23 protein-coding genes are annotated in these 23,375 nt (G+C 48.7%); 14 read left to right on the top strand and 9 right to left on the bottom strand.

The annotated features are described in order from the left end of the window. Positions 1-164 precede the first annotated feature (164 nt). Positions 165-1,700 (bottom strand): lipopolysaccharide biosynthesis protein, encoded by a 1,536-nt coding sequence (locus C5O19_RS24000; RefSeq protein WP_104715904.1) that lies wholly within the window; start codon positions 1,698-1,700, stop codon positions 165-167. Between the two features lie 128 nt (positions 1,701-1,828). Between C5O19_RS24000 and C5O19_RS23995 the strand changes: the two genes are divergently transcribed. Continuing rightward, positions 1,829-2,302: a hypothetical protein gene (locus tag C5O19_RS23995; protein ID WP_104715903.1), complete on the top strand. Its 474-nt coding sequence runs from the start codon at positions 1,829-1,831 to the stop codon at positions 2,300-2,302. Positions 2,303-2,371: 69 nt separating this feature from the next. On the opposite strand, the gene C5O19_RS23990 is transcribed toward C5O19_RS23995, so the two are convergent. From C5O19_RS23990 to C5O19_RS23980, 3 genes are all read right to left on the bottom strand, one after another. Continuing rightward, entirely contained in the window at positions 2,372-4,024 is a 1,653-nt protein-coding gene (locus C5O19_RS23990) for a S41 family peptidase (protein ID WP_104715902.1), read from the bottom strand. 89 nt (positions 4,025-4,113) lie between these two features. Continuing rightward, positions 4,114-4,689, bottom strand: a complete 576-nt coding sequence (locus tag C5O19_RS23985) for a hypothetical protein (RefSeq protein WP_104715901.1) — start codon at positions 4,687-4,689, stop codon at positions 4,114-4,116. 15 nt (positions 4,690-4,704) lie between these two features. Then, positions 4,705-5,034, bottom strand: a complete 330-nt coding sequence (locus tag C5O19_RS23980) for a hypothetical protein (protein ID WP_133163441.1) — start codon at positions 5,032-5,034, stop codon at positions 4,705-4,707. Between C5O19_RS23980 and C5O19_RS25885 the strand changes: the two genes are divergently transcribed. The 6 genes from C5O19_RS25885 to C5O19_RS23955 all read left to right on the top strand — a co-directional run bounded on the left by C5O19_RS25885 (position 5,029) and on the right by C5O19_RS23955 (position 9,515). Continuing rightward, the gene (locus C5O19_RS25885; protein WP_133163440.1) at positions 5,029-5,220 is read left to right on the top strand and encodes a hypothetical protein; all 192 of its coding nucleotides are present in this window, start codon (positions 5,029-5,031) and stop codon (positions 5,218-5,220) included. The genes C5O19_RS23980 and C5O19_RS25885 overlap by 6 nt on opposite strands. Positions 5,221-5,266: 46 nt before the next feature. Next, entirely contained in the window at positions 5,267-6,337 is a 1,071-nt protein-coding gene (gene prfA, locus C5O19_RS23975; protein WP_104715899.1) for a peptide chain release factor 1, read from the top strand. 233 nt (positions 6,338-6,570) lie between these two features. Then, positions 6,571-6,771, top strand: coding sequence for a hypothetical protein (locus C5O19_RS23970; RefSeq protein WP_104715898.1), 201 nt, complete (start codon positions 6,571-6,573; stop codon positions 6,769-6,771). A gap of 19 nt (positions 6,772-6,790) precedes the next feature. Then, positions 6,791-8,053, top strand: a complete 1,263-nt coding sequence (locus C5O19_RS23965; protein WP_104715897.1) for a DNA recombination protein RmuC — start codon at positions 6,791-6,793, stop codon at positions 8,051-8,053. Positions 8,054-8,149: 96 nt separating this feature from the next. Next, positions 8,150-8,722: a nicotinate (nicotinamide) nucleotide adenylyltransferase gene (gene nadD / locus C5O19_RS23960; protein WP_104715896.1), complete on the top strand. Its 573-nt coding sequence runs from the start codon at positions 8,150-8,152 to the stop codon at positions 8,720-8,722. A 4-nt stretch (positions 8,723-8,726) separates the two neighbouring features. After that, entirely contained in the window at positions 8,727-9,515 is a 789-nt protein-coding gene (locus C5O19_RS23955) for an NAD(P)H-binding protein (protein WP_104715895.1), read from the top strand. A 3-nt stretch (positions 9,516-9,518) separates the two neighbouring features. On the opposite strand, the gene C5O19_RS23950 is transcribed toward C5O19_RS23955, so the two are convergent. Both C5O19_RS23950 and C5O19_RS23945 read right to left on the bottom strand, forming a co-directional pair. Then, positions 9,519-10,304: a (Fe-S)-binding protein gene (locus C5O19_RS23950; RefSeq protein WP_394341806.1), complete on the bottom strand. Its 786-nt coding sequence runs from the start codon at positions 10,302-10,304 to the stop codon at positions 9,519-9,521. 27 nt (positions 10,305-10,331) lie between these two features. Continuing rightward, the gene (locus C5O19_RS23945) at positions 10,332-11,654 is read right to left on the bottom strand and encodes a (Fe-S)-binding protein (protein ID WP_104715893.1); all 1,323 of its coding nucleotides are present in this window, start codon (positions 11,652-11,654) and stop codon (positions 10,332-10,334) included. A 211-nt stretch (positions 11,655-11,865) separates the two neighbouring features. On the opposite strand from C5O19_RS23945, the gene C5O19_RS23940 reads away from it, so the two are divergent. The 7 genes from C5O19_RS23940 to C5O19_RS23910 all read left to right on the top strand — a co-directional run bounded on the left by C5O19_RS23940 (position 11,866) and on the right by C5O19_RS23910 (position 18,129). Then, positions 11,866-12,165: a hypothetical protein gene (locus C5O19_RS23940; RefSeq protein ID WP_104715892.1), complete on the top strand. Its 300-nt coding sequence runs from the start codon at positions 11,866-11,868 to the stop codon at positions 12,163-12,165. 56 nt (positions 12,166-12,221) lie between these two features. Then, positions 12,222-13,325, top strand: a complete 1,104-nt coding sequence (locus C5O19_RS23935; RefSeq protein ID WP_104715891.1) for a DNA topoisomerase IB — start codon at positions 12,222-12,224, stop codon at positions 13,323-13,325. 182 nt (positions 13,326-13,507) lie between these two features. Continuing rightward, a complete protein-coding gene (locus tag C5O19_RS23930) occupies positions 13,508-15,046 on the top strand; it encodes a YifB family Mg chelatase-like AAA ATPase (RefSeq protein WP_104715890.1) in 1,539 nt (512 codons plus the stop codon). An 84-nt stretch (positions 15,047-15,130) separates the two neighbouring features. After that, positions 15,131-15,613: a 2-amino-4-hydroxy-6-hydroxymethyldihydropteridine diphosphokinase gene (gene folK, locus C5O19_RS23925; RefSeq protein ID WP_394341805.1), complete on the top strand. Its 483-nt coding sequence runs from the start codon at positions 15,131-15,133 to the stop codon at positions 15,611-15,613. 198 nt (positions 15,614-15,811) lie between these two features. Next, positions 15,812-16,531 (top strand): SIMPL domain-containing protein, encoded by a 720-nt coding sequence (locus tag C5O19_RS23920; RefSeq protein ID WP_104715965.1) that lies wholly within the window; start codon positions 15,812-15,814, stop codon positions 16,529-16,531. A gap of 136 nt (positions 16,532-16,667) precedes the next feature. After that, positions 16,668-17,603, top strand: a complete 936-nt coding sequence (locus C5O19_RS23915) for an L-threonylcarbamoyladenylate synthase (protein WP_104715889.1) — start codon at positions 16,668-16,670, stop codon at positions 17,601-17,603. Between the two features lie 31 nt (positions 17,604-17,634). Further along, positions 17,635-18,129 (top strand): hypothetical protein, encoded by a 495-nt coding sequence (locus tag C5O19_RS23910; protein WP_104715888.1) that lies wholly within the window; start codon positions 17,635-17,637, stop codon positions 18,127-18,129. Positions 18,130-18,134: 5 nt separating this feature from the next. Here the strand turns inward: C5O19_RS23910 and map are convergent, their stop codons facing one another. The 3 genes from map to sbcD form a co-directional block, all read right to left on the bottom strand. Beyond that, a complete protein-coding gene (gene map / locus C5O19_RS23905; RefSeq protein ID WP_104715887.1) occupies positions 18,135-18,899 on the bottom strand; it encodes a type I methionyl aminopeptidase in 765 nt (254 codons plus the stop codon). 62 nt (positions 18,900-18,961) lie between these two features. Further along, positions 18,962-22,069: an AAA family ATPase gene (locus tag C5O19_RS23900; protein ID WP_104715886.1), complete on the bottom strand. Its 3,108-nt coding sequence runs from the start codon at positions 22,067-22,069 to the stop codon at positions 18,962-18,964. Positions 22,070-22,122: 53 nt separating this feature from the next. Continuing rightward, complete coding sequence (sbcD, locus tag C5O19_RS23895; protein ID WP_104715885.1) at positions 22,123-23,328, bottom strand: exonuclease subunit SbcD; 1,206 nt, start codon at positions 23,326-23,328, stop codon at positions 22,123-22,125. Positions 23,329-23,375 lie beyond the last annotated feature (47 nt).

Here is a 23,375-nt window from a genome sequence, read left to right as displayed (position 1 = left end):
GCCCATCTGACACGGTTTTAACAGATTTTAACAATACTTTCCAAAAATAGAGCTGAAAATCCCTCCTTCACCAAATCATATTCGGAAGACAAGCCTGAAATCTCTGTATTATTTTTTTTGTGAAGAGTCACAAAAATAGTACAATAAATTCATTACTTAGACTTTTACCCATTTTTAACGGGTAAAAACTTTAATTTTTTTCGAATGGCGGGTGGTAACGCATTTTGCTCCACAACCAGTATACCCACCAAAAACACTAGTACGAACAAGCCATGTACGAGGGCCGAAACAAAGAGATTAGAGAACGTATACAAGGAAGAAAGCCCAATCAATACTCCACCCACCCCGATATACCCCACGGCTGAAGTTACGTGATATGGAATGGGATAATATTTGTCGCCCAGTACATAACAGGCTACCATCATGACCAGACAGGAGAGAGCAAAGGCAATGGCACACCCCATGTAACCTAGCCAGGGAATCAAGGCAAAGTTGGCAACCAATGTAACCGCTGCTCCGATAAATGTCAGTAAGGTACCATATTGGGTTTTATCCGAAAGTTTGAACCAAACCGTTAAGTTGTAGTACACGCCCAGAAACAGATTCGCCAATAACAACACGGGTACGACGGGCAAACCCTCCCAGTATTCTTTCCGCCGGAGGAACAGATGGGCCACTACATCCAGATTCAGCGAAACAACTACCCAGATCAGTACTGAGACAATCACAAACCATTTCATGACGTCCGCAAATACACTCGGAGCATTTTTGTCTTCCGCCTTGGAAAAAAAGAAAGGCTCAGCCGCGTAACGGAATGACTGAATCACCAGACTCATAAAAATGGAAAGCTTATATACGTTACCGTAAATTCCTAAAGCTTCCTTCGAGGTATGACCCGGATAGAACCCTTCGGGTAACCAGCGTTCGAGCACCAGCCGGTCAAAAAGCTGATTGAAATTACCCGCTAAGCCCAGAATAAGGATGGGGTATGCGTAGATCCACATGGGCTTGAAGGCGTTCCAGTCCCAGCGAAAGCGAAAATCCCGAAGCTCTCCCCATAACATGGGAATCGTGGCCAGATTGGCAATGAGATTCGCAAAAACAATATAACCCACTCCCAATGCGGGATTGTAGTTGAAGAACCAGGTGCCTTTCAGAAAAGGTAGAAAATTGCCTTCGTGAATGTTCCGGCAGAACCAGAGGAAATAGAAATTCAATCCCACGTTAAGAAGGATATTGGAAACGCGAATGGCGACAAATTTCCGGGGACGTTTTTCGAGCCGGATCCGGGCGTAGGGGATGGCGACCACAGCATCAATGATCATAATAATGGCTAGCCAGGAAACCAGCTGTCCCCGACCCGGATACCCAAATTCCTCGGCAATGGATGAAGAAAGCAGAATGATCATTCCTGAACCGATGCAGCTTACCGTCAGGATCGCCGTAATTGACAGGTTGTAGAATTCCTGAAAACGATCCTTCTCCCGGGAAGCAAAGCGGAAAAACGTGGTTTCCATCCCGAAAACGTAAATCACATTGAGTAAGGCTACCCAAAGAAAGTACGTTACCTGTTCAGCTAAAGGTCCGGGACCAAATACGGCCGTGTGTAACGGTACCAGCAGATAGCCAATCACCCGACCCAAAATACTGCTGACACCATACAGAGCCGTGTCACTGGCTAGTTTCTTCAAAACACCCATACAAGTCTTTCCGTACCTAGCAGAATATTCTCGTGTACGTTCCGCAAAGGTAGGCAAGGCAAGAGCCAAATTCCCAACCCCTAGCTAATGAGCACCAGAGAATCGTACTTTTGGCAAAACTTTCACGTATGAAATTTCTTTACCTGCTGAGTGGGCTACTGCTGACTTCGGCTTTTCAGTCGCTGTGTGCTCAGGTCGTAGTCGGCTATTATCCCTTTAACAGTGTATTGACGGTCAGTAGTAATCCCCGTCATCGCATCTGGGGGGAGGCTCGCTTTCAAACCAATTCCATTTTTTCTTCCCTTAACACCGAGCTGGCTCCGATGGTCACGTTTGTTCGCAAACCCCAGCATTTGTTTTACGCGGGCGTAGGAGCCAATTTGGGTATTGTAGGTAAGCTGGTTGACTCCAAAACGCGGTTAGTACAGGGTTATTTTCTCAGCGTTGGTACGCGGGTTACGCCGCTGGTTAAAGTTCCTCAACTAGGTATTTCCTTTGAGCTTACCCCGTACTCACGTCAGGATTTTAAAACGGGTAATTTCCGTAGCTGGCTGGGGGTAACCTGGCAACTCCGGAAATCAGAACCCGTAGTTACCGAATAGTTACAAAAAAGGAGAAGCAAGAAGCTCCTCCTTTTTTGTAAAACCGATCTGATCAAATCGTGTTCTTCATTACTGTTTCGCCGCCATTTGATCCGCCTGCGGGAAATACACCAGTGCTTTCTTATACAAAGGATCGTTCGCGTTTAGAACCTGATACAACTCATTGCGGAGCCCCGCCGTACTTGAACGCTTTTCCCAGATATAACTAGCGACCAAGGCTTTAATCTGATCCTGCATGTAACGCTTAGAACGGGACAGATCGGCTTCATTTCGCTTGATTCCTGAGGCTGCCGCCATCGCCGCTACTTCGTTAATCATGGCATCGCTTACCGTAAATTTCTGTAAATAGTCTTTAAACGTTTGTTCACTCAACTTAGCCCGATTGTCCAGTGCATACCGGAAGGCGTACTCGGCAATGACGTTACGAGCGGCTAGCTGATACAGATATTTGGTACGATAACTCGTATCTACCGAAACGAAAATATCGGGAATAATCCCACCACCGCCGTAGACTGCCCGGCCATTATCCGTTTTGAAGGCCTGTTTTTTATCAAATTTGATACTGTCCGCTACAAATAACTCGCCATCCTTGTAGCGATCATCTGAATCGTAAATAGTGTAGGGTTTCTGAATACAGCGGCCACTGGGGGTATAGTACCGCGAAACGGTGATTCGGATCTGTGAACCATCAGACAAATCGACGGGCGTCTGTACCAGCCCTTTTCCAAACGTACGACGACCTACCAGTAAAGCCCGGTCATGGTCCTGCAAGGCTCCGGCCACGATTTCGGAAGCCGAGGCTGAGTTTTCGTCAATCAGTAACACAACGGCTCCTTTTTCAAAGAGACCTTCCTTACGGGCGTAGGTTTCATCGTCGAATTGCGTACCCTTGCCGTCGGTCTTTACGATGAGCTTATTACCACCCATTAATTCGTCCACAATATCCGTAGCCCGATCTTTGAAGCCACCACCGTTGCCGCGTAAGTCCAGTACCAGCCGACTCATCCCTTGTTTCTTGAGCGAAGCCAGCTGACTGCGAAATTCATTGTAAGTCGATTCCGCAAAACGATCAATTTTGATATAACCCGTATTGCCGTCAATGAGATAGCTAGCCGAGACGGAATAGGAAGGGATCCGCCCCCGAGTTACATTAAAATTCAGTAGATTTTTTTCGCCCCGCCGCTGAATATCCAGTTTCACTGCCGAACCGCCCGGTCCCCGGAGCTTACTAAAGATTAGTTGATTATCCACTTTCTTTCCGGTCAGTGGCGTACCATCCGCCCGAATCAACCGATCCCCCGAACGCATGCCCGCCGTAGCTGCTGGTCCGCCGGGAATGGCATTGATCACAAAAACTGTATCGTTAAAAATATTGAACTCCACACCAATACCGTCAAAACCCGATTCAAGCTGGGCTTTGGCCGCCGCTACCTCTTTCTTGGGAATATAGACGCTGTGGGGGTCCAGGTGCGTCATCATCTTTTCCAGCGAATAGTCTACCAACGTGTCTGTATTTACCGAATCGACGTACGCGTTATCAATCCAGGTTAGTACTTCCCGGAACTTATTGAGGTTGCGTACCAGATCACCGGAATAGCGGGTGCGGCCCCCAAAAAAGGTCGCTCCGATCAGGATACCCCCGGCCAGCGTAGCCGCCAGTAACATCGGTAAGCGAATCATCGACGTACTGTTGCGGATGTTTTTATCAGAATGATTTTCCATGAAGGATAAGCTATAATAATGCCGTTTTGGTATCAAAAAAACGTTTCCAGCAGTAGAAACGTTTTTTCAGGTAGAGGCGATGCAAGGTCTTACAATTTACCTTTTTCCAGCGTTTTTGGGTCAATTCGGCGGACAATTTCTTTTCGGCTTAAATGAACGGCCCACAAACCCAGCAATTCCTTTTCTTTTTGCGGTTGAAGGGTAGGAAGCTGCTTTCGGTTAATTGCTGTCGTCAATTCCGGCGTCATAACCACAGGAATCGTATACAGCCATTCGCTGCCATCGCCAATTTTCTGGATGTTATTTTCCTGCGGCAATTGTTTTTCGGCATTGTACCGATATGCCGCGAAGACTTCTTTCGTCTTGGCATCAAAGCGAGGCTGATTCCACTGAGCAACCGGTACAAATTCAATACGGGCTCCATACGCCTGAGCGAGCGAATCCACCAAAGCTTTGGTCGATAAAGCCCGGATGGGTTGACGATCAATAACCCGGCCTATGGCATCCCCCTGCTCAGTAGCCAAGGTAGAAACCTGAGCACTGGTCACGTGCTTAATCTTCTGATTTTGTATTTCCTGCTGCATTTTAGCAGTATCCAGGCGTTTGAATTCGCAGGACGTAACCAGGAGCGTACTTACCACAAGTACACTTGCTACTCGTTTCATAATCGGTGTGCTTCGTTAACGGGCAGCCAGCTGGGGAAATTTCTTTGAAAGAGCCGGCGTGGAAAAAGAGGTAAAGTCGGGGCCTTCGTTCGGGGCCGGAGTAAGCACTCGAAGATATGAAGGAGGAGCAAAGACGCGATCCGCCCGTAAGAAGGGTAAATTGATGAATTCGCTCAGCTTGTCAAATTGTCGACGACCCCAAGGTGTATTAAAAGCGGTGATCCGTACGTCTGGACTCACCTTCAAAATGACGTTTGCTCGCCGTACCCGCACCACCTGCCCATTGATGACGACTTTTCGGGTTTTTCCGAACAAAGGAATATCGATGGCCCAAGCAGAATGCACGCTCAGTACCAGCAAACAAAAAACTCCTATGCTTTTGAAGAATTTCACGCAGTAAATGTAAGAAGTTCTCAAAAAGAATTAAAAATCAGCAGTACTTATCTTACTCAACGCGAAGCCTTTGCTTTAGGTTCTGTGGTTGGTACATCTTATTATAGTTATCTTTGTGGAAAATTTGTCCTTGTTTAAAAGCAACGTTTTCCGTCAGTAGGGAAAACCTATTCATAGTATCCTTATGCTTGAGCAATTAGAAGCCATACGCGAACGCTTCCACGAAGTATCCCAGCAGATCGTTCAGCCCGAAGTGGCCAGCGATGTGAAACGATATAAAACCCTGAGTAAAGAGTACAAAGACCTGGAAAAAATCGTCAAAAAATACGAAGAGTACCAATTGCTGTTGGGACAAATTGCCTCGGCTAAAGAAGTACTGACGACGGAAAAAGACGAAGAGTTTCGGGAAATGGCTAAGATGGAACTCGACGAACTCGAGCCCAATCAGGAAGTACTCGAACAGGAGCTGAAAGAACTACTGATTCCGAAAGATCCCAACGACAGCCGGAACATCATCCTCGAAGTTCGCGGGGGTACGGGTGGCGACGAAGCGGCCATTTTTGCCGGTGATATATTCCGGATGTACCAACGTTTTGCCCAGAATCAGGGCTGGCAGTTCCAGATTATGGACCAAACCGAAGGTAGCTCGGGTGGTTTCAAGGAAATCATCGTTTCGGTACAGGGGGAAGACGTATACGGAAAACTTAAATTCGAATCGGGCGTACACCGCGTGCAACGCGTACCTGCCACCGAAACGCAGGGCCGTATTCACACGTCAGCCGCATCGGTAGCGGTACTGCCCGAAGCGGAAGAAGTGGACGTACAGATCAACATGAACGACATTCGGAAGGATACCTTCTGTTCGTCGGGTGCCGGTGGACAGTCCGTAAACACCACGTATTCAGCCGTTCGGGTCACGCACTTGCCCACGGGTCTGGTCGTACAATGCCAGGACGAACGTTCGCAGATCAAGAACTTTGAGAAAGCCATGACGGTACTGCGTTCACGGCTTTACGAAATGGAACTGGCTAAACAACAGGCTGAGATTTCGGGTGCCCGTAAAAGCATGGTAGGCTCCGGTGACCGTTCCGATAAAATCCGGACATACAATTATCCACAATCCCGCGTGACGGATCACCGTATCGGCTATACCGTGCATAACCTTCCTTCGGTGATGGATGGAGACATTGGCGATTTTATCGAACAGCTTCGGATCGCTGAAAACGCTGAACGTTTGAAAGAAGGAGCCGTTTAGATTTTTAGTTGCTGGTTGTAAGTTGATCGGTATCTAGGGTTTGAAAAGTTTTGAGGGTTTAAAGTTTGAGTTTTTGTGAACTGATTGATAGGGGTTTAAGGTTTCATACGTTTGGAATGGGTGGGTTACTATCAAACTTCAAATGAATTCGAACCTTAAACCTAACTCAAGGTTAGCCTTGAAGTGCGATCAAACCTTAGGCCCATCAAACATTAAATGTGAAGCGTAAAGTCATGAAAATTACAATTGATATACCCGAAGATCAGGCTGTTTTTATGAAGCAGTTACTCGATCGTTTGCCTTTTACTACGATTACAGAAATCGTTGAAGATCGCCAGCCAGCGACTCCAACGGAGTTGGTTAAGGCGTTCCCTTTATTACAGCAGGAAGCAGATGTTCGGGTGTCGAACATCCTGAAACCCCATTTGAATTAAGTTTTTAATCGGCTGATTCTTGAGCGATTTCCTCTTTCTTTTTCTCGGGCTGGTGATTGGAGCCGTGGCCGCGTGGCTGGTTGCCAAAGGGCAGAGTAGTTCGCAGGTACGGGTGGCGGAAGCTTCGCTGAAAACCGTCCGTGACGAGAACGCTCAGCTCCGAACGGCTCTGGAAAAAGAACGCGGTGGTACGCTGGATCTGAACCGTCAGCTGGCGGCTCTGGAAGCCGATTACCGCAATTTGGAAGATAAACTTCACTTCCAACAGGAAGAACTCTCCGCCCAATTTCGGCTCTTGGCCAACGACTTGCTCGAAGAAAAATCGCGTCGCTTTACGGAGCAGAATCAGGTCAATCTACATCAGATTCTTCATCCACTGGGCGAGAAGATTCAGGCATTCGAACGCAAGATTGAAGAAAGCTACAAGGAAGAACTGCGGGATAAGGTCAGTTTGCTCGCCGAAGTACGCAAACTACACGACTTAAGCCAGCGGCTCAGTCAGGATGCCGATAACCTCGCCAAAGCCCTCAAGGGCGATACGAAACAGCAGGGGAATTGGGGCGAAGTGATTCTGGAAAAAGTACTGGAACGTTCGGGTCTGGTGAAAGGGAAAGAATACCTGACGCAGGTACTGACCCAAAATGTGGATAACAGCATCATCCGGCCCGATGTAGTCATCTGTTTACCCGACAACAAGCATCTGATCGTGGATGCCAAAGTTTCACTGGTAGCCTACGAACGCTGCATTGGCTGCGACGACGAAACCGAGCGGCATAAGTACCTCTCGGCTCACCTGACTTCTGTCCGCAGCCACATCCGGATTCTGTCTGAGAAACGTTACGAAACGGCTCAGGGCCTGATTTCTCCCGATTTTGTCTTGCTCTTTATGCCGATTGAGCCAGCGTTTAGTCTGGCCATTCAGTCGGATAACGAGCTGTTTAACTTTGCCTGGGAACGGCGGATCGTACTGGTCAGCCCTACCACCTTACTGGCTACCTTGCGTACGGTATCGAGTCTCTGGAAATTCGAAAAGCAGAGTAAGAATTCACTGGAAATTGCCCGCTTGAGCGGCGAACTGTACGACAAATTTGAAGGCTTTATTCGCGACTTACAAAAAGTAGGTGATACGCTGAAATCGTCGCAATCCGCTTACGACGAGGCCGTCAAGAAACTCCATGAAGGCAAGGGCAATCTGATTCGTACAGCCGAAAAAATCCGCACACTCGGAGCCCGGGCCACCAAGGAGTTACCGAAATCGTGGCTGGATCAGGCGGAAGAGTAAGTATTTAGTTGGTAGTTGTTTGTTAATAGTTGTTGGTAATTTGCTCAGTAACAATCAACGAACAACCAACAACGATCCCCTAAAACTAATAACAACATGAACATTGGTCTCTTTTTCGGTTCGTTTAATCCCATTCATATCGGCCATTTGATTGTAGCAAACGTTATGGCTGAGACGACCGATCTGGATCAGGTTTGGTTTGTGGTTTCTCCCCAGAATCCTTTCAAAAAGAATAAGCAACTGCTACACGAGGAAGATCGCTACAAACTGGTTTCGCTGGCCATCCAGAACAATTCCAAGTTCAAAGTCAGTGATGTGGAGTTTACCATGCCGCGTCCGAGTTATACCATCGATACCCTGCTGAAGCTACAGGAGAAGTTTCCCCAGCATTCCTTTCGACTCATCATTGGCGGCGATAACCTGGGCCAGTTTCCAAACTGGAAAGAACACGAGCGAATTCTAAGTGAATTTGGTCTGTACGTCTATCCCCGGCCCAATGCTGAGCCGAGCGATCTGGTAGATCATCCCAACGTCCGGCTTGTGGAATCGCCCCTGCTGGATATTTCGGCTACCTTTATCCGGGCACAAATCAAGGCCGAACGAACCATTCGGTATATGGTCCCCGAAGAAGTAGAAGCCTATATTCGCTGGAAAAAATTTTACGTCTAAAGCAATGAACGTTAGTATTCTGGGTTGCGGCTGGCTGGGCTTACCGCTGGGCAAAGCACTGGCCGAACAAGGGCATACGGTGATCGGAACGACCACCTCAGAAGCAAAACTGCCCGTGTTAAGGCAGGCAGGCATTCAGCCCGTGCTTCTGAATTTCAATCCCGAACCCGTAGGCGATCTGGCGGCTTTACTTCAGGCGGAGGTACTGATCATCAGTATTCCACCCCGAGCCAGCTCGCAGGGCGACGATTTTCATCCGCAACAAATTCGCCAGTTACTCCACCAGATGACCGACTTTCGAGGAAAGCTAATCTACATTTCCTCGACTTCCGTGTATCCCGAAACCAGTACGGTACTCGATGAATACGGACCAACGCTGGAGAATCATCCTTTGATTACCGTTGAACATCTGCTACAGGAAAGCACGCTTCCCCTGACCGTACTCCGCTGCGGTGGCCTGATGGGCTATGACCGCATTGCCGGGAAGTACTTCATTGGAAAAACGGTAGATACCGGAGATGTACCCGTCAACTTTGTGCACCGTGACGACGTCATTGGCATTATTGAGACCCTCTTACAACAGGACGTCTGGAATGAAACCTTCAACGTGGTAGCTCCCGAGCATCCGGTACGGCGGGCCATCTACGAACGAAACGCGGAACAACAGGGCTGGGCTCCGCCTGTATTCGAAGAACCGGAAGCACCCGTTCCGTTCAAAGTAATTTCACCGGAAAAACTCATCAAGCAACTGGCGTACACCTTTCAGTATCCCGATCCGCTGGCGTTTCCGTAAGGCTCACCAGCCGTTCGATTGACTGATCAGTTCGGCCAGATCCAGGACTTTGATCTGGTCTTCTTTTTCTTTGGCTTTGACCCCATCCGTCATCATCACCATACAGAAAGGACAGGCAACGGCGATGGTTTTCGCTCCGGTATGTAGGGCTTCTTCCGTTCGTTCGACGTTGATGTCCTTTCGTCCGGGTTCGGGTTCCTTGAACATCTGAGCACCGCCCGCTCCGCAGCAGAGGCCGTTTTTGCGGGAACGCTTCATTTCTACCAAATCAGCATCCAGAGCCTGAATAAGAATCCGTGGAGCTTCGTATACACCATTCGCCCGCCCTAGATAACAAGAATCGTGATAGGTGATTCGCTGGCCACGAAAGGCTCCGCCCTGTACGGTCAGGCGGCCTTCATCAAGCAACTGCTGGAGAAAGGTGGAATGATGAATGACTTCATACGTGCCGCCTAGAGCCGGATATTCGTTTTTCAGCGTATTGAAACAGTGGGGACAGGCCGTCACGATTTTCTGTACACCATATCCGTTTAGCACTTCAATATTGGTTAAGGCTTGCATTTGAAACAGAAACTCATTTCCGGCCCGACGAGCCGGATCACCCGTACAGCTTTCTTCCGTACCCAGCACCGCAAATTTGATCCCCGCCTGATTGAGAATCTTGGCAAAAGCAACGGTTACGCGTTTGTAGCGGTCGTCGAAACTGCCCGCACAACCCACCCAGAACAATACCTCGGGCGTATCTCCATGAGCCATCAGTTCGGCCATGGTAGGTACTTTATAGTCCATACTCATACACGAATTGCTTTGAAACGGTTACAACTGCTCGGCCCAGTTAAAGCGGTCGCCGGGCGAGAATTTCCACGGAGCCTGATTGTTTTCCACATTCTGGAACATGGCATTCCAGGCGGCCGGAGCGTTGGATTCCTCCATGGCCTGATACCGACGCAATTGCAGAATAATGTCAAGTGGATTGATCAGAATAGGGCAGGCCTGTACGCAAGCCTGACAGGTTGTACAGGCTCGTAATTCCTCCGTTTGAATGTAGTCGCCCAGTAGTGATTTTCCGTCGTCCTTTAGCTCACCGCCATTCGTTTGCAGATTTTTTCCCAGGTCTTCCAGCCGATCCCGGGTATCCATCATGATTTTCCGGGGCGAAAGTTTCTTACCCGTCAGGTTTGCCGGACAAGCTGCCGTACACCGTCCGCATTCGGTACAGGAATAGGCGTCCATGAGATTTTTCCAGGAAAGATCCATGACGTCTTTAGCTCCAAATCTGCCCGCTTCCGGCGGCGTTCCCGTATCCGTTTCGGTACCGAGCATTAGTTTTACTTCCCGCGTGACAGAAGGCATAGCATCCATGGTTCCCTGCGGCTGAAATCGGGTAAAATAGGTGTTCGGAAAGGCCAGAAAGATGTGCAGGTGTTTGGAATAGGTAACGTATACGGCAAAGGCAAAAATGCCCAGAATATGAAACCACCAAGCGACCCGTTCGATGACGAGCAAAGCTTCCGTACTAAAACCCGCAAAAACAGGCTTCAAAAACTGGCTGATGACAAAATCACCCACAAGCGGATAATGGGCCTGCCCGCGTTCCTGTAACAAGCTATCAGCAGCATTCATACTCAGAATGGCCACCATCAGTACGATCTCGGTAATCAGAATAACGTTGGCATCCAGCAAGGGCCAGCCGTTCAATTCCCGGTGCTGACGGGCTTGCAAACGGGGCACTAGCCGAGCATCCCGGCGAATCAAAAAGAGTACACAGGCTACGAGTACACCCAGGGCCAATACTTCAAAAAAATCAATCAGGAACGGATAAAAACCGCCTAATACTGGAGCAAAAAGTCGGTGCGTGCCGAGTAAGCCATCCAGTACAATCTCCAGTACTTCGATGTTGATCAACAGGAAACCCGCGTAGACCAATAAGTGCAGTATACCCACCAGCGGTCGATCGAACATGCGTTGCTGCCCGAACGCGATCCGGAGCATGGTACGCCAGCGAAGACCCGGCTGATCCGTCAAATCCTCGGCCCGGCCGAGTTGGATCGTTTGCTGAATGATTCGAATCCGTCGAACCATCATCCAGCCCACTAACCCTGCAACTAAGGCAAAGACTACTTGCGATAGGAGTTGCATACCTTTTTTGTTTTGCTCGAAAAAATCAATTTACTCTAGCAAAGATACCATTATCAAAATAGTATGCAAGCATAATAACTAGTTTCCAGAACAGGGTTGAAATCAGAAAAACAAGGGAATATTTTCTACATCAAAGGGCTTTAGATGCGGGGGAAATTCATGAAGGCACTCTTTTTTATCCTATCCCTGTTCAAACTAATATCCGACAGCCATGAATACCGAACCGAAAGAAAACAATGGACTGAGAGAGAACACGGAGAAGCAAGAACCAGAAAAGTTATATCTGGGTCTGAACCCCTCTGAACTGAAAGCTCTGGAAAGTGAAGGTGTTGAGAATTATGAACAATCCTTTGAAAATGAAAAAGGAGAGTTTGATCCAACCGATATGGAAACGGAAGTAAATATTCGCGAACGGGGAAGTGTTGATCGGGCTGACCGCCATCAGCAGGATGCTGATCGCCATAGCCAGCACGATGAGGCTCCGATTAAGGAAGACGATCCTCTGCTATAATTGATATTTGTTGGGAAGGTTATACCCTTCTCTAAACCCCACAACCCTTTAACTTTATGAGTGCTGTTGCACTACCTCCTTCGAAAACCACCCGTCGCCGCCGTACTCGTCTTTGGTCAAAAGATCCAAAGCGGTCGGCTAAGGTGGCAGGGTTAGTTTACACGACCGACGATCAACCGGGTATTTATCGTTTACGCCATAATAAATCGTTTCGGTACGTTGACGCTGACAAAAAGCCTATACGCGATCTGGATACGCTACGGCGAATCCGTTCACTGGTTATACCACCGGCTTGGGAAAAAGTGTGGATAAGTCCGCTGGATAACGGGCATCTGCAAGCCACGGGTTTCGATACGAAGGGTCGCAAGCAGTATCGCTATCATCCGGATTGGAACGCTATTCGTAATGAGACCAAGTTTTATCGTTTAGTAGAATTTGCTGAAGTGCTGCCAAAGATTCGGGAGCAGGTTGAAAAGGACTTACGTCGCCCAGGCCTTCCGTACGAAAAAGTACTGGCCCTCATTGTTCGACTCATGGAAAAAACCAGCATTCGGGTGGGTAACGAAGAGTATAAGAAGCAAAATGGCTCGTATGGACTTACCACCATGCAGGATGAACATGCCGACATCGAAGGATCAAAAGTTACCTTTCGTTTCAAAGGGAAAAAGGGCATTTTCCACGAAATTAGCCTCAAAGACAAACGACTGGCGAAGTTGATTCAGCGGTGTAAGGATGTGCCCGGCGAGGAGCTTTTTCAGTATGTAGATAATGAAGGCAACCACCGTAGTGTTGGCTCTGGTGATGTCAATACCTATTTACGTGAGATCACGGGTGAAGAATTTACCGCTAAGGACTTTCGTACCTGGCGAGGTACGCTGGGAGCTTTTGAGGCGTTTCAATCGCTCGGATTATTCGATACGCCTACGGCCTGTAAACGCAATATCAACCGCTGTTATGATTTGGTGGCTGAGGCGTTGGGTAATACCCGGGCCGTTAGCAAAAAATACTATGTTCATCCCAAAGTAATTACGGCCTACGAGTCAGAGAAACTTTGGGGCTACTGCGAGGGACTAGATACGGCTGCCAGTGAAACAGCAGATCCCTCGTCTTTGTCTCCACTAGAACTGAAAGTGAAGCAGTTACTGGAAGCAACCGTCTAGTACCGTTCCCTAAATATGTACTGGACATTAGTTAGCATACCTACGAAAAACCCATGGGTAAGAAATTTCTTACCCATGGGTTTTTCGTTTTTTACGGCTTTGATGTTGGTTAAATAAAAGGCTCTATCTGCTATAACTCCTAAACCGCTTAAGTTTGCTACCTGATTTTAGGTAAGAAAACTATGTTGGCAAAGACTTACGGAGCGGCCATTTTCGGCGTGAATGCAACCCTGGTTACCGTTGAAGTAACGGTAGGACAGGGCACAGGTACTTTTTTGATGGGATTGCCCGATAGTGCAGTGAAGGAGAGCGTGCAACGCGTGGAAGCCGTCATTAAGTATCACGATTACTTCTATCCACGAACGAAGACCGTAATCAATCTGGCTCCGGCAGATATACGTAAAGAAGGCTCCGCGTATGATTTGCCCATTGCCTTGTGCGTATTACACGCTTCCGAACAGGCGAATCTGAAAAAGCTGGAAGAATATTTAATCATGGGTGAGCTTTCGCTCGACGGCAAATTGCGGCCTATCAAAGGAGTACTGCCTATTGCCATCGAAGCTCGCAAAAACCAGTTCAAAGGATTCATTTTACCGAAAGAAAATGCTTCGGAAGCTTCCATTGTTAATAACATCGACGTGATTGGCGTCGATACGCTCAGCGAGGCGGTGGATTTTCTGCGGGGAACGTTAGACATTGAACCTACCACATCCGATACGCGGGACATTTTTCTTACCACCCTCAACGAATACGAAACTGATTTTGCTGACGTACAGGGCCAGGAAAATATCAAACGCTCGCTGGAAATTGCTGCCGCCGGTGGGCATAACGTGATCATGATCGGACCGCCGGGGGCGGCAGAGACCATGCTGGCCAAACGTCTTCCCAGTATACTTCCGCCCTTGTCTTTACACGAGGCTCTTGAAACAACGAAGATTCACTCCGTGGCGGGCAAGCTGGGCAGTCGGGCCACCCTCATGGCCCGTCGCCCCTTCCGGAATCCGCACCATACGATTTCGGATGCCGCCCTGGTGGGGGACGGGGGTATGCCACAACCCGGCGAAATTTCACTGGCTCACAATGGTGTCCTGTTTTTGGACGAACTACCTGAGTTTAAGCAGTCGGCTCTGGAAGTCATGCGGCAACCGTTGGAAGAGCGGACCGTCAGTATTTCGAGGGCTCGCTGGGCGGTGGAATTTCCGGCTAATTTCATGCTCATTGCCAGTATGAACCCTTGTCCGTGTGGATATTACAATCATCCCGAAAAGGAATGCACCTGCCCGCCCGGTAGCGTTAGCAAGTACCTGAGCCGCATATCCGGCCCTTTACTGGATCGGATTGATTTACACGTAGAAGTAACGCCAGTCAATTTTGAGCAGTTATCTTCTACCCGAAAGTCCGAAGCGAGTGCCGCCATTCGCGAGCGGGTCATTAAGGCTCGCGAAATGCAAACGGAACGCTTCACTGAACATGCGGGCGTTTATTGCAATGCGATGATGCCGTCGGAGCTAGTACGAAAAGTGTGTGAACTCAGTGAAGCGGGTAAGATGCTGCTCAAAACAGCCATGAATAAATTGCAACTTTCGGCTCGAGCGTACGACCGGATTCTACGGATAGCTCGTACCATCGCTGATTTGGCGGGCTCTCCCGAAATCAAAATTGAGCACTTAGCCGAGGCCATTCAATACCGAAGTCTGGACCGGGAGAGCTGGGGAATGTAGTCGTTGATTGCTTTCATCTGGATTACCCGTATTTTCCCGGTACTCTATTTTTACCTTTGCAGCAACGACCATTCAATCGATATTTTGAACGTATTCTTACTTTTAGGAGCCAACTTAGGCGACCGGCTAGCCACGTTTCAACAAGCCCGGAAACGTATTGAAAACACGATCGGACCCATCCGCGTCCAGTCGAGTTTGTGGGAAACGGCCGCCTGGGGCCTGACGGATCAACCCGCCTTTTTGAATCAGGTAATCGAAGTAAATACCGAATGGGAGCCTTTAGAGCTGCTCCGGCGTACGCAGGCCATTGAAACGGAACTGGGTCGGGTCCGAAAAGAGAAGTGGGGAGCCCGTTTGATCGATATTGATTTGTTGTACTATGGTACGGAAGTTGTTAGGGATCCGGAACTGAGCATTCCTCACCCTTACCTGGCGGAACGACGTTTTACCCTAGTACCACTGGCTGAGATTGCTCCCGACTTTGTACATCCAGTGTTACAGTTAACTCAGCAGCGATTACTGGAAATATGCACTGATAATTCAAGCGTGCTACGCGTAGAGATTTAAAACATCTCCGGTTTTATTTGGTATCTACAGTAATTTAAAAATCCATCTCAATTGTAAACCATTCATTATCAACCTTTTTATTGACCTTCTCATTTCCAATTTATCTTTAACTTTCATTAACACCTTCTCCGTATGGAATTTTTGGATCGATCGCATCTACTGAGTGTAAACGATTCAAAAACTAATTCTTACAAAGCCATGAAAAACATTCTTTTGCTTGCCGCTTCTTTCATTTTCAGCACTGCCGCCTTCGCTCAAACCGTGGAAAAAGATCCCGTTCGTAAAATTGAAGTAACCGGAACTTCCGAAGTAGAAGTCGATCCGGATGAGTTTTACTTGACCGTTAGCCTCAAAGAGTTTTATAAGGATGAGAAAAATCAGAAAGATAAAGTCACCATCGATATTCTGGAAAAACAATTGATTCAGTCGGTACAAGGAGCCGGTTTGCCCAAAGACGCCCTGACTATTCAAGGAATCACGGGTTACCAGAACAGCATTGGAAAAAAGAAAAACCCGGCTCAGTTTCTGGAAAGCAAACAATACCAACTCAAATTAACCAAATTATATAATGTGGATAACTTGCTTTCCAAAGTGGATTCCCGGGGTATTGCCAATACTTACATCAGCCGGGTGGATTACTCCAAAAAAGAGCAATTACGCAAAGACGTGAAAATTAAGGCTTTACAGAACGCCAAAGAAAAAGCCGCCTATTTAGTAGAATCGCTCGGTGACAAATTAGGCGAAGTGCTAGAAATCCACGAAATCGAAGACAGCTACAATGCCCCCATGTACCAAATGGCTCAAATGCCTATGATGCGTATGGCAAAAGCTGATACAGAGGAGGTAGCCCAAAGTGATCTGGAATTCCAGAAAGTAAAGTTCACCTCCCGCATTCAGGTTATTTTCCGAATCAAATAATTGTCATTCCTTTTCAGTCCTTCGCTGCCAGCCCCAAGCTGGCAGCTTTGTTTTGTGCCTAAGTCAACCGCATTTTCCGTATTTTTGTCGGAAAGCTTACCCGGGGAACGGCAAAAAAGACTGAACACTAACAAGAATGATTGGTACGGATATACAGCAGGCGAAGGCCTTTTTGGAAGCGGGAGAACTCGTCGCCATTCCCACCGAAACGGTGTACGGTCTAGCGGGTAATGCCCTCGACCCAGCGGCTGTACTTTCTATTTTTCGGGTTAAAAACCGGCCGGCCTTCGATCCGCTCATTGTGCATACCAACGCGTTTGAACGTTTGCGGGAATTTGTGCGGGAAATCCCCGAGAAGGCTTTGGTACTGGCGGAACACTTAACGCCGGGACCTATTACGTTTTTGCTACCCAAAGCCGAATCCGTACCGGATCTGGTGACCAGCGGTCTGGATACCGTCGCCGTACGCATTCCCCGACATGAGCTAAGTCTTTCGTTGCTGAGTCAACTAGCCTTTCCGCTGGCGGCTCCGAGTGCAAATCCGTTTGGGTATATCAGTCCCACCACCGCCCAACACGTCGAACAGCAACTGGGGGAGCAGATTGCCTACATTCTGGATGGCGGTGCCTGCGAGGTGGGCGTGGAGTCAACCATTGTGGGTTTTGAAGGCGATCAGGTCATTGTGTACCGAAAGGGAGGTACGCCGATCGAACGCATTGAACAACTGGTAGGCCCTGTAGAGGTAAGGGCTCATTCCAGCTCGAATCCACAGGCTCCGGGCATGTTGAAAAGTCATTACGCCCCACGTACGCCACTGACCTTGATTAGCGGTTCTGCCTCGGTACCAAACTCAGATCGAGTAGGAGTGCTTAGTTTCCAGAACGATTACGGCCGGTTGCATCAGGAAATTCTTTCCGTAACGGGTGATTTTGCCGAAGCGGCTCATAATCTTTTTGCCGCCATGCGACGATTGGATGCCCTGGGTTTGGATCGTATTTACGCCGAATTAGTACCCGAGCGGGATTTGGGAACCGCAATTAATGACCGGATCCGAAGAGCCGCGGCCGAGTAAAAACACTTGCTTTTTACCTTCTACTGACTGCATGAAAACGCTTTTGAGTACACTCGTTTGCCTGTGGATTTTTCTTCAGCCAACCGCCGCTCAGGTCCCGTTTGGGGAAGCCTGCGTAGGTACGTGGACGGGCCGGATGGAAATCTTTGCTCGTGGAAAACTACGCGATACGGTTACCGTTCGACTGACGGTGGGAACAACTACCGAGCCGGAAAGCTGGTCCTGGAAAACCGAGTACCTTTCCGCAAAACAGCCCGCCGTCAAAGATTACCGGTTACGATTGAAAGATGCCGCTACGGGCCTGTACCTCATGGACGAACGCGACGGAACGGAGTTAACGAGTTATCGCTTTGGTAATAAGCTGTATAGCGTATTTGAAACGGAAGGAATCGTACTTACCTCCACGTATGAACTGCGGGAAGATGAGTTAATTTTTGAAGTTACTTCCGGGAAAAAAGGTTCGCCGCAATCCGTCGTCAACTACTCCGTCGATCATCTGCAACGTGTCGTATTGCGGCGAAACTAAATTTCTTAATTCCAGATTTCGTTCATCGCCGTAAGGATCAGCGGCTGATCATCCGTAACGACAATGGTATGCTCGTGCTGAGCCACAAATCCGCCCCGGTTGCCAATCAGCGTCCAGCCATCGTTGGTTTCGTTGGCGTACATGGAGTCCGTGGCGATAAACGTTTCAATGGCTACCACCGAGTTTTTCTTGAAACGAGCCTTGTTAAAACGGTCGTAGCAGTTCAGAATACTGCTGGGTTCTTCGTGTAATTTGCGGCCAATGCCGTGACCGGCCAGATTTTTAATCACCCGATATCCCGCTTTTTTTGCTTCCGTTTCGATCAGTAAACCAACATCCGCAATACGTACGCCCGTTTTAATGTGCTGAATTGCCTTATGTAAAATCTGTTTCGACGTGTTGACTAACGGCTGGTGTTTCCGGGTATCCTGCCCTAATACAAACGAACCGCCATTGTCTGCCCAAAAGCCGTTCAGCTCGGCGGATACGTCGATATTAATCAGGTCGCCTTCGCGAAGTACTTTTTTAGCGGAAGGAATGCCGTGGGCTACTTCGTGATTCACGCTGATGCAGGTCCAGCCGGGAAAACCGTAACTCAGGCGAGGAGCTGAGCGGGCTCCCAGTTCCTTGAGGATTTTTCCACCGAAATTATCCAGGTCTTTCGTCGTGAGACCGGGGCGGGCGTACGCTCGCATTTCCTTAAGGGTCAGCCCGACGGCTTCGCTCACCTGTTGCATTCCCGCTAATTCGGCCTGTGAGGTAATCGACATATTTTTCCTAATTTGTGAATAAAGGTATTGCTTGTGGATAACTGTGGATAACTCGAATTAGTTTACCCGACAATTTCCATTTCACTGAATCCGCTGGCCTGTTTCCGAAGCCGGATTTGGGTAGTGATTCGTTCTTTCAGGGCTTCCACGTGGGAAATAATCCCAATCATGCGGTTGGATTCGGCCTGTAATTTTTCCAGCGTTCCCAGAGCAATTTCCAGCGTATCGGGATCAAGGGTACCGAAACCTTCGTCGATGAACAGACTTTCAATCCGGACGTTTTTCGATACCATATCGCTAAGACCCAGGGCCAAAGCTAGACTTACCAGAAAAGTTTCTCCGCCCGAGAGCGTAGCCACCGCCCGGCGTTCGTCAAAGTTTCGATCGAGTACCCACAGGTTTTCCTCATCGCCTTCGGGCGGCAGGAGCAGATACCGATCCGATAAATCCTTCAAACGACTATTCGCCGAACGGGCCAGATTCGCTAGTGTTAATTTCTGAGCAAACTGGTTGAATTTTTTTCCTTCGCGGTCACCCAGCCCTTCGGCCAGTAATCGCCATTTTTTATAGCGTTGTTCGAGATTCGCGATTTCCGCAATCCGGCGGGCATTTTCGGCCCGGCTCGTTTCATTATCTTTCAATGACTGCTTCCAGCCACCAATTTTCTGTAGATACTCCCGTTCGGAATTGCGGTAATCCTCCATTCGACTTTTCAACACATCAATCGACAAATCCGAATCGTCGGCCTGAATCAGACTTTCCACTTCTTTCGTCAGGTTCTCCATCTGCGTTTCCAGTTGGGTTTTCCGACGAATGAGCTGGTCTTTACGCTCAACCAGGGTGCGGTATAACTCAGTAGACAACAAAGCTGACCGAGCTTCTTCCACACTGGCAAAGCCCGATGTGGATAACTCTGTGGATAACTTTGTCTGCAACTGGTGGAAAACTTCCTGCGTATCCAATAGGAGCTTTTTGTTTTCCACAAGTTCTGGTTCATACTGCTGCGGCGAAAAGGTTTTTTGAACCAGTTTGCGAAGCAATTCGTCGCATTCAGCGTTTAGATATTTTGGGTCTTTTGGGTAGCGTTTCTGTAGCTCTGCGGTGTATTCCTGCTGTTTCTGGAAGAATTCGAGGCCATTTTTCAGGTGTTTCCCAAAATGAGCCAGACTATCGCTCCGTTCCTGTAGCTGAATAAGTTCTTCGAGTAATTGGAATCGTTCGACCTCTGCCTGTACCCAACTTTTTACTTCTTCCGATTTGCCAATCTTTTCAATGGCTAACTGAGTTTTCCACATTCCCACCGCTTCCGCAATGGGCTGGAGCTCCATCTGGGCCTGGGTTTTCTCCCGCTCCAGGGTTTGAATTGTTGCTTCCGCGGCTTTGGTCACGAGTTCGACCTGCCGCAGTTGTTGCTCCGTGGTACTTAGCGAGCGTTCACGAGCTTCAAAACGGGCTTTTAAACTGGCTAATTCCTGTAAGTAACGTTCGATGCTAAAATGATCATCGCTACTATTTTCAGCGGGATGATCCATAGAGCCACAAACGGGACAGGGTTCATCCGGACGTAACTCCGTACGCAAGCGGGGAATAGAGGTTTCCCGAATAAAGGTAAGCTGCTCTTCCTGAGCAATCTGTACTAAATTCTTAGCTTCCGTAACGGCCTGCTGAGCCGTTTGTAAGGCGGGTTCATTGGCCCGTATCAGCTTTCGTTGTTCGTCTACCTGACGATCGTAGTCAGCCAATCGTCGGCGAACGGTTTCGTACTGACGAACCTGTATTTCCAGTTGTTGTAAAGCATCACGGCGGATCTGCGACTGCTGGCGAATCTCAGGCAGATTGGCTTGCGTATCCCAGTTATACAGCGTTCGTATGTCCGTTTGACGCCGTTGCGTTTCTTTCCACAATTCCCGCGAACTGCCCAGGCAATCGCCGTACGATTCCCGCTTCCAGAGGGACTGTAATTCCCCCGAACCCGTTTTATCGAGCCAATACGTCCCTTGTTCTTTCGCCGATTGCCACTGCTGAGCCACTTCCTGCCGAGCAGTAACCAGTCCCGAGACTGTTTCCCGAAACCGTTCCAGTCCGCTTTGAGCCGATTGATCCGTTACCAGTTCGCCCGTCAGTTTAGCAATATCTCCCAGCAGCTGCGTACGATTTTGCTGAGCCCGCTGGTATTCGTTGGCCAGTCGTTCCGCCTGGATCTGGGCATTTTTTACGTTTTGTTCCTGGACCTGATATTCCGTTAACTGGGCTGAAAACTGCTGTACGCGTTCGTGCCGACTCAGGGCGGGGGTATGCTGTTGGTCGAACTGGTGTTGGTCGCGTTCCCAGGTGGGCCATTCCGTTTGCCGGATGGCTTCCAGCGATTTCCAGATTTCACTAATCCGTACTTTTCGCTGCAATTGAACTTCCAAGCCTTTGCGTCCAGCTTCGGCCTGTCGGCAAAGCTCGTCGTACTCTTTAATGAACGTTTCGTATTCGGTAACGTCTTCATCGGATAAAAGCTTCTGTAAATCAAGCGATTGCTGTTTCTGCTCGATTTCCCTTTTGTAGCCATCATGCCAGCGGGCATACGCTTCCATCCCGAGCTTTCGGTAGATTTCCGTGCCCGTAATCCGTTCCAGCAACTCGGCTCTTTCTTCCCGTTTCGCTTTTAGAAAAGCCGCAAAATCACCCTGCGAAAGCAAAATGGCCTTGACGAACTGTTCGTAATCCAGTCCAATTCGTTTTTTGATTTCTTCCTGTACTTCTTTTTTCTTCTTGGATGCCAGTATAACATTGTTATCCACATCGGCAATTTCAGCGTATTCATCCAGTCGAAACTGCCCTTTGTTTGCCCCCCGACTGATCATTTCCCGTTGCAGCCCCCACTTGGCCCGATACGTACCGCCGGGTGTGGAAAACGTCACTTCGGCCTGAGCCACGTGTGTATCACGGGTGAGTACACCGCCGAGTTTTTCCAGCAAATTGGTATTGACTTCGCCTAATCGGGGGGTACGGTGGTATAGAGCCAGCGTAATCACATCCAAAATCGTGGTCTTTCCCGCTCCCGTTGGCCCGGTAATCGCAAACAGGTTGGACGTACGAAAGGCCGTTTCGTTCTGAAAATCAATGGTATGCTGTCCTCGTAGCGAATTTATATTTTCGAAAGATACTTTTAGAATACGCATGCGATCTTATCAACCCCCCGCTGTAAAATGTGGATAACTTATGTGGATAACTCTTACAGACTGTGTAATAACTCGTGAAAGGCTTCGGTAAGTAAGGCTTTGGATTCTTCCGTCTCCGCATTTTCCTGGAGCCATTGTTCAAATACCTCCGTTGGAGCCAGTTCGGGCAGGGCCATCGTCTCACCAAACAATTCGTCCGTCGTTTTTAACTGTTGTTGAAAACGGAACCGCCAGTTGAGTACGGATAGGTAGGGATGGTTGAGTTTGAGAAAATAGCTCTTGGCCAAGTCAATCAGCATCGGATCGCGGTGTTCTTCCAGAATCTCAATTTCAGCCAGCGTCCGTAACACATCGGAATGTTGATACCTAGTAACGGCTGCTTCAATTTCGGTAAACGAACCGCTAAACCGCCGCAATTGTCGAAACTTTGGCACTTTAAGTTCTTGAATATCAACAACCTTCTGGTTTTTGATTTCCAGTTGAATAATTAGCTTTTCATCCAGCCGCTCGCTGAAACTCAGGGCCGTTGGTGAGCCTGAGTACCGAACGTATTCCATTTTTCCCAACATCTGGGGTCGGTGGATATGTCCGAGAGCGAGATAATCGAAGGCTGGAAACAAGTTGACCTCGAACAAATCCAGCGTACCGATGCTATGTAGTTTTTCGTCGTTGTCCGATGTAGCCGAGCCGTTGACAAACAAATGTCCCATCCCCAACACGGGTACGCTTGCGTACGTTTTCCGACCGTGGGCGTGCACCTGCTCATACCGACGCTGAATACCCGCTCGCACGGCCATCCGACGATCTTCAAAACTTTCTCCCTCAACCGAACGCTTCAGATCCCGATCCCGCAGAAAAGGTACAGCCGCTACGGCAGCCTGTAGATTACCCCGGCGGTCGAGTAGGGGCAATACCTCCTCGCAACAATCGTCACAGGCACCACCAATAACGTGAACGTCGAGTAGTCGTAGAATTTCACGGGGAGCGTTCAGGACCGCCGCCGAATCGTGGTTGCCACCCGTAATGACCAGCCGGCATTTGGAGGCAATGAGTCCTTTTAGAAAATCATAATATACCTGCATGGCTTCCACCGATGGGTGGGCCGTATCGAAGATATCGCCCGCCACCAGCAGCACATCAATCTGTCGTTCCTCAATCGTTGCCAGCAGCCACTCTACAAAGCGGCGACTGTCTTCCAGCAAATCCGTTTGATACAGGCGTTTTCCCAAATGCCAGTCCGCCGTGTGTAAAATCTTCATTCTTCAAAAATAAAACATTCGCCACGAAAAAACCCCGGCGGGCCTGA

The organism is Siphonobacter curvatus (genome assembly GCF_002943425.1).
Lineage (GTDB): Bacteria > Bacteroidota > Bacteroidia > Cytophagales > Spirosomataceae > Siphonobacter > Siphonobacter curvatus.
This window is presented reverse-complemented; position numbering and strand designations above follow the sequence as displayed.

Excerpts from the sequence above, each read along its gene's own strand:
- C5O19_RS24000 (WP_104715904.1), bottom strand. The coding sequence starts at position 1,700 with ATGGGTGTTTTGAAGAAACTAGCCAGTGACACGGCTCTGTATGGTGTC.
- C5O19_RS23995 (WP_104715903.1), top strand. The coding sequence starts at position 1,829 with ATGAAATTTCTTTACCTGCTGAGTGGGCTACTGCTGACTTCGGCTTTT.
- C5O19_RS23990 (WP_104715902.1), bottom strand. The coding sequence starts at position 4,024 with ATGGAAAATCATTCTGATAAAAACATCCGCAACAGTACGTCGATGATT.
- C5O19_RS23985 (WP_104715901.1), bottom strand. The coding sequence starts at position 4,689 with ATGAAACGAGTAGCAAGTGTACTTGTGGTAAGTACGCTCCTGGTTACG.
- C5O19_RS25885 (WP_133163440.1), top strand. The coding sequence starts at position 5,029 with ATGCACGCTCAGTACCAGCAAACAAAAAACTCCTATGCTTTTGAAGAA.
- prfA (WP_104715899.1), top strand. The coding sequence starts at position 5,267 with ATGCTTGAGCAATTAGAAGCCATACGCGAACGCTTCCACGAAGTATCC.
- C5O19_RS23970 (WP_104715898.1), top strand. The coding sequence starts at position 6,571 with ATGAAAATTACAATTGATATACCCGAAGATCAGGCTGTTTTTATGAAG.
- nadD (WP_104715896.1), top strand. The coding sequence starts at position 8,150 with ATGAACATTGGTCTCTTTTTCGGTTCGTTTAATCCCATTCATATCGGC.
- C5O19_RS23955 (WP_104715895.1), top strand. The coding sequence starts at position 8,727 with ATGAACGTTAGTATTCTGGGTTGCGGCTGGCTGGGCTTACCGCTGGGC.
- C5O19_RS23950 (WP_394341806.1), bottom strand. The coding sequence starts at position 10,304 with ATGGACTATAAAGTACCTACCATGGCCGAACTGATGGCTCATGGAGAT.
- C5O19_RS23945 (WP_104715893.1), bottom strand. The coding sequence starts at position 11,654 with ATGCAACTCCTATCGCAAGTAGTCTTTGCCTTAGTTGCAGGGTTAGTG.
- C5O19_RS23940 (WP_104715892.1), top strand. The coding sequence starts at position 11,866 with ATGAATACCGAACCGAAAGAAAACAATGGACTGAGAGAGAACACGGAG.
- C5O19_RS23935 (WP_104715891.1), top strand. The coding sequence starts at position 12,222 with ATGAGTGCTGTTGCACTACCTCCTTCGAAAACCACCCGTCGCCGCCGT.
- C5O19_RS23930 (WP_104715890.1), top strand. The coding sequence starts at position 13,508 with ATGTTGGCAAAGACTTACGGAGCGGCCATTTTCGGCGTGAATGCAACC.
- C5O19_RS23920 (WP_104715965.1), top strand. The coding sequence starts at position 15,812 with ATGAAAAACATTCTTTTGCTTGCCGCTTCTTTCATTTTCAGCACTGCC.
- C5O19_RS23915 (WP_104715889.1), top strand. The coding sequence starts at position 16,668 with ATGATTGGTACGGATATACAGCAGGCGAAGGCCTTTTTGGAAGCGGGA.
- C5O19_RS23910 (WP_104715888.1), top strand. The coding sequence starts at position 17,635 with ATGAAAACGCTTTTGAGTACACTCGTTTGCCTGTGGATTTTTCTTCAG.
- map (WP_104715887.1), bottom strand. The coding sequence starts at position 18,899 with ATGTCGATTACCTCACAGGCCGAATTAGCGGGAATGCAACAGGTGAGC.
- C5O19_RS23900 (WP_104715886.1), bottom strand. The coding sequence starts at position 22,069 with ATGCGTATTCTAAAAGTATCTTTCGAAAATATAAATTCGCTACGAGGA.
- sbcD (WP_104715885.1), bottom strand. The coding sequence starts at position 23,328 with ATGAAGATTTTACACACGGCGGACTGGCATTTGGGAAAACGCCTGTAT.